The organism is Oleiphilus sp. HI0066, assembly GCF_001635725.1.
In genome coordinates this window covers 1-821 of the sequence record NZ_LWFH01000745.1, presented here as the reverse complement: position 1 = coordinate 821, position 821 = coordinate 1, and the positions used below count along the sequence as shown (strand labels likewise).

Sequence of the window (821 nt, the reverse complement as noted above, 5' to 3'; positions counted from 1 at the left end):
AGCGGCAACGGTAAAGAACAAAAGTTTGACGGCCGTCTTCAATTTCTGAGATGGGAGTAATGGTGTTCGCCTTTTTTGAGTAGGCGGCATTTCGAGCTAGTGTTGAAAGCTCTTGCGCCATTGTATCTTCGTCACGATCAATGCCAGCAATACTGGATAGTACTTTTACCTCGGTTTCGCCAATGCGCTTACATTCTGCCGTGTCGTGGCTAATGATCACCTTCTGACTGCCGGGCACCGTATCAACAAATGAACATCCGACAAGCGTGATCGATAATATAAAAGCAGGCGCAATGCTTGTAAGAATACGTTTAGGTGTGAACTGCATGAAGAATACCCATGAATTTGTTGTTAGAAGCCGGTTGATATTAACAGGTCTTTGTCGATAATACCTCGCACAAACTTCATTCTCTGATTTCGAACGAAAGGCGCTGTAATGGCATTAAAATACGAAATTGTTCCGGTTACGCCATTTGAGCAGAACTGCAGTCTTGTTTGGTGTGATGTGACGATGTCTGCTGCGGTTGTAGATCCAGGCGGGGACTTACCTAAAATTCAGGCACGTATTGATGCGCTTGGTCTTAAACTAGATAAGATTATTTTGACGCACGCGCATATCGATCATGCTGGTGCGGTAGGGGAATTGAGTACATCTCAAAACCTTCCCATTGAGGGGCCGCACAAAGAAGACCAATTCTGGATTGATATGCTGCCTCAGCAATCTCAGATGTTTGGCTTTGCGCCAGCTCAATCCTTTACTCCAAATCGGTGGTTAGAGCAGGGTGATACTGTCGAGATCGGACAGGAAATTCTAGAAGTCT

Annotated in this window: 2 protein-coding genes; one reads left to right on the top strand and one right to left on the bottom strand. The window is 45.3% G+C overall.

The window, feature by feature from the left end; genetic code table 11:
• Positions 1-328 (bottom strand): DUF4156 domain-containing protein (locus A3738_RS09070; RefSeq protein WP_068763552.1); only part of this gene is annotated, 328 nt, incomplete at its 3' end.
• Between the two features lie 108 nt (positions 329-436).
• On the opposite strand from A3738_RS09070, the gene A3738_RS09065 reads away from it, so the two are divergent.
• On the top strand, positions 437-821 hold a 385-nt coding region (locus A3738_RS09065; protein ID WP_156504131.1), incomplete at its 3' end, for an MBL fold metallo-hydrolase.